At 64.3% G+C, this 3,813-nt stretch carries 4 protein-coding genes; 3 read left to right on the forward strand and 1 reads right to left on the reverse strand.

The window, feature by feature from the left end:
- A partial coding sequence (locus BIS11_RS12625; RefSeq protein ID WP_253586173.1) for a GntG family PLP-dependent aldolase occupies positions 1–480 on the reverse strand: 480 nt, incomplete at its 3' end.
- Positions 481–677: 197 nt separating this feature from the next.
- Between BIS11_RS12625 and BIS11_RS12630 the strand changes: the two genes are divergently transcribed.
- The 3 genes from BIS11_RS12630 to BIS11_RS12640 form a co-directional block, all read left to right on the forward strand.
- Positions 678–1,928: an FAD-binding oxidoreductase gene (locus tag BIS11_RS12630; protein ID WP_253422447.1), complete on the forward strand. Its 1,251-nt coding sequence runs from the start codon at positions 678–680 to the stop codon at positions 1,926–1,928.
- Positions 1,897–2,421 carry a spermidine N1-acetyltransferase gene (gene speG, locus BIS11_RS12635; RefSeq protein ID WP_253422445.1) on the forward strand — a complete coding sequence of 175 codons (525 nt, stop codon included), beginning with the start codon at positions 1,897–1,899 and terminating at the stop codon, positions 2,419–2,421. The genes BIS11_RS12630 and speG overlap by 32 nt, the downstream gene beginning before the upstream one ends.
- Before the next feature lie 345 nt (positions 2,422–2,766).
- The coding region (locus BIS11_RS12640) for a thiamine pyrophosphate-binding protein (RefSeq protein WP_253586179.1) at positions 2,767–3,813 on the forward strand (1,047 nt) is incomplete at its 3' end.

Here is a 3,813-nt window from a genome sequence, read left to right on the forward strand (position 1 = left end):
GCCGCGCTGGCGGGCCAGGGCGACGGCGTCATCGATATAGCCGGCGGGCAACACCTTGCCGGCGATGGTGTTCTCGAGCGCCAGCAGTCGCGTGCGGGCGAAGTGAGGGTCGTCGGCCTTGATGGCGGCGGTGATCTTCTCGAGGGGCAACGTGCCGTCCGGCGCGTTCTCGATCGGCTGGGGCTGGATGCTGCCCAGTACCGCCGCGCCGCCGCCCTCATAGCGGTAGGTATGGGCGTTCTGGCCGACGATGTACTCGTCGCCGCGTTCGCAGTGGGCCATCAGCGCCACCAGGTTGCTCTGGGTGCCGCTGGGAAAGAGCAGGGCGGCCTGCTTGCCGGCGCGCTTGGCGAGGTGCTGCTGGAAGGCGTTGACGGTGGGGTCGTCGCCCCAGACATCGTCGCCGACGGGGGCGGCCAGCATCGCCTCGCGCATGGCGGTGCTCGGCCGGGTGACGGTGTCGCTGCGTAGATCGATCACGGGGTGGCTCCTGTGCTTTCTCGACGTACTTTCTAGACGTACTTTCTCAACGTACTTTCTCGAGGTGCTTTCTCGACGCACTTTCTTAACGTTCTTTATTTTCCTGGCGGCCCGGTTTGACGGGCGGGCAATATGATGGCGAACCGCTATGTTTACAGGAGGGTCGGCTCTCTGGACAACCTTTAGAAGGCAATTAAATGGATCTTAAAAGCGGTTATCCGTTCTGGGCGGTGAAAAACGGCCTGCTCGTCTCCTTTCCGCAGCTGACCCACGACCACCGGTGCGACGTCGTGGTGATCGGCGGGGGCATCACCGGCGCGCTGATCGCCGACGAACTCGCCCGCCACGGCCATCACGTGGTGGTACTGGAGCGCCGTGACATCGGTTGGGGAAGCTCCGCGGCGAGCACGGCGCTGCTGCAGTACGAGATCGACACCCATCTGGTGGAGCTCGCCCGGCGCTACGACGAGCCCCGCGCCGTGCGGGCCTACCAGGGCTGCGCCGAGGCGATCGGCGCGCTCGAGACCCTGGCCAGCGAGCTCGGCGACGTCTCCTTCGAGCGCCACGAAAGTCTCTATTTCGCTTCCAATGACGAGGATGCCGCCTCCCTCGAGGCCGAGTACGCGCTGCGAGACAAGCACGGTTTCGACATGCAGTGGCTGGATCGCGAGGCATTGTCGGCGCGTTACGGGATCGAGGCGCCCTGCGCGATCCTGTCGAAGCTCGCGGCGAGCCTCGACCCTTACCGCATGGCCTACCGGCTGTTCGAGCGGGTACTCGAGCATGGCGGCGAGGTGTTCGATCGCACCGAGGTGGCGGACATCGAACCCCATGAGTCGGGCGTGACCGTGACGCTTAAAAACGGCGCCACGATCAGGGCCGGCAAGGTGGTGATGGCCGCAGGCTACGAGTCCCAGGCGTGGCTGCCCGAGCCGGTGGCGAAGAATCGCAGCAGCTACGCCTTCGTCACCGACCCCATCGCGCCGGAGGTGCTCGGCGAGCTTCGCCATACGCTGGTGTGGGAGTCTGCGCGCCCCTACCTCTACATGCGCTCCACCGACGAAGGACGCTTGCTGGTGGGCGGTGACGACGACGACCACGACGATCCCGAGCGCCGCGACGCGCGGGTGATGGACAAGGCCCACGGGCTTGCCCGCAAGGTGGAGGCGATTTGGCCCTCGCTCTCCATCAACCCGACCTTCAGCTGGGGAGGCACCTTCGCCGAGACCGACGACGGGCTACCGTTCTTCGGCCCTCACGAAAGCCTGGGGCCGCATGTCCACTTCGCCATGGCCTATGGCGGCAACGGCATCACCTACTCGATGATGGGGGCGGGGCTGTTGCGCGCCTTGATCGAAGGGCGCGATCATGCGCTTGCAGAGTTCTTCTCCTTTCAACGCCCGAGCGAGCCCTCCCATGAGCCCGACACTGTATCTGCGCGCGCTTGAGCGCAGCGACCTGCGCTTCGTTCACGAGCTCAACAACAACCAGAGCGTGATGTCCTACTGGTTCGAGGAGCCTTATGAGTCCTTCGACGAGCTCGAGGAGCTCTACAACAAGCACATTCACGACAACGCCGAGCGCCGTTTCGTGGCCCAGGACGCCAACGCCTGCGCCATCGGCCTGGTCGAGCTGATCGAGATCGACTACATCCACCGCAGCGCCGAGTTCCAGATCATCGTCGCCCCGGAGCATCAGGGGCGCGGCTTCGCCCGCTCGCTGATCCATCAGGCGCTCAACTACTCCTTCACGATCTTGAACCTGCACAAGGTGTATCTCATCGTCGCCGTCGAGAACATCAAGGCGGTGCATCTCTACAAGGAGTGCGGCTTCATCGAGGAGGGACATCTGGTCGAGGAGTTCTTCATCAACGGCCAGTACCGCGACGTGAAGAGAATGTACGTGCTGCAGTCGGCGTACCTGGCGGCCCTCCCGCGCTGAAAGCACCGTGCGGGCAAGAAAAAGCCAGCGCGGGGCGCTGGCTTTCGGTGGCGTCGTACATCGATTCGAGGTGGGGTTCAGCCGACATGCGCGGCGAACTGCTCCGCTGCCTGGCGCTGCCACTGGGCCTGCAGGCCCCAGAAGCACCACACCTCTTCTTCGCGTTGACGCGCGACTAGGGGTTGGGTCATCGCATATTCTCCTGTACGAACCGCCCTAGTATAGCGGCTTTCTTGTTGCGGTGCAGCATGCGCTTTTTTGCATCAAGAGGCGATCGAGTTCGGCAAGGCTCGTGACAGCAGCTAGGCTTGGATGATCTGTCATCGCTTGCGAAGGGAGTCGCTCATGAGCAAGAACGTCGCCGAGATTCTGGTCCATACCCTGCAAAACGCCGGCGCCAGGCGCTGTTACGGGGTGGTAGGGGATTCCCTGAACCACTTCACCGATGCGCTCAGGAAAAGCGAGATCGAATGGGTGGGCGTACGCCACGAGGAGGTGGGCGGCTTCGCTGCCGGCGGCGAGGCGTACATGACCGGCGAGCTCGCGCTGTGCGCAGGCTCCTGCGGGCCGGGCAGCCTGCACTTCGTCAACGGGCTGTTCGACGCCCACCGCAACAACGCCCCGGTGGTGCTGATCGCAAGCCACATCGCGCTTGGCGAGATCGGCAGCCAGTTCCCCCAGGAAGTGGATCAGACCGACATCTTCAAGCAGTGCAGCGTGTTCTGCGAAACCATCGTCTCCCCGGAACAGGCGTCGCGCATGGCGGCCATGGCCGCTCAGGCCGCGCTTGCCAAACGCGGGGTGGCGGTGCTGGTGGTGCCCGGCGACGTCATGACGCAGACGCCGCAGAGCAAGCTCGACTTCAAGCCCCACACCTTCGACTACTCGATTCGCCCCGGCGCCGAAGTCCTGGTGCCGGCGGTGCGCGAGCTGAACAAGGGCGGCAAGATCACGATCTTCGCCGGCGCCGGCTGCGAAAACGCCCGTGAACAGGTGATCGCCCTGGCCGAAAGGCTCAACGCGCCCATCGCCTGGACCTCGCGGGCCAAGAACTACATCGAGTACGACAACCCTTACCAGGTCGGCATGACCGGCGTCTACGGGCTCGAAGGCGGCTACCACGCGGTGGCAGAGTGCGACACGCTGCTGCTGCTGGGCTGCAGCTTCGCGTTTGCCCAGTTCTACCCAGAGGGGGCGAAGATCATCCAGGTCGACCATGATCCCGGCCAGATTGGCAAGCGCTACCCGGTGGACGTGGGCATCGTCGGCAGCGTCGCCGAAACCTGCGAGGCGTTCAATCAGACCGTCAAGCCCAACGAACATACCGGCTGGCTCGAGAAGTGCCTGAAGCGCTACAAGAAATCGCTCGAGAAGTCCGCCCACGACACGAAG

The organism is Halomonas sp. 707D4, from assembly GCF_024158685.1.
Classification (GTDB): Bacteria; Pseudomonadota; Gammaproteobacteria; order Pseudomonadales; family Halomonadaceae; genus Vreelandella.

What these genes read in the sequence shown, in the direction of transcription:
- BIS11_RS12630 (WP_253422447.1), top strand. Translation starts at nt 678, where the DNA reads ATGGATCTTAAAAGCGGTTATCCGTTCTGGGCGGTGAAAAACGGCCTG.
- speG (WP_253422445.1), top strand. Translation starts at nt 1,897, where the DNA reads ATGAGCCCGACACTGTATCTGCGCGCGCTTGAGCGCAGCGACCTGCGC.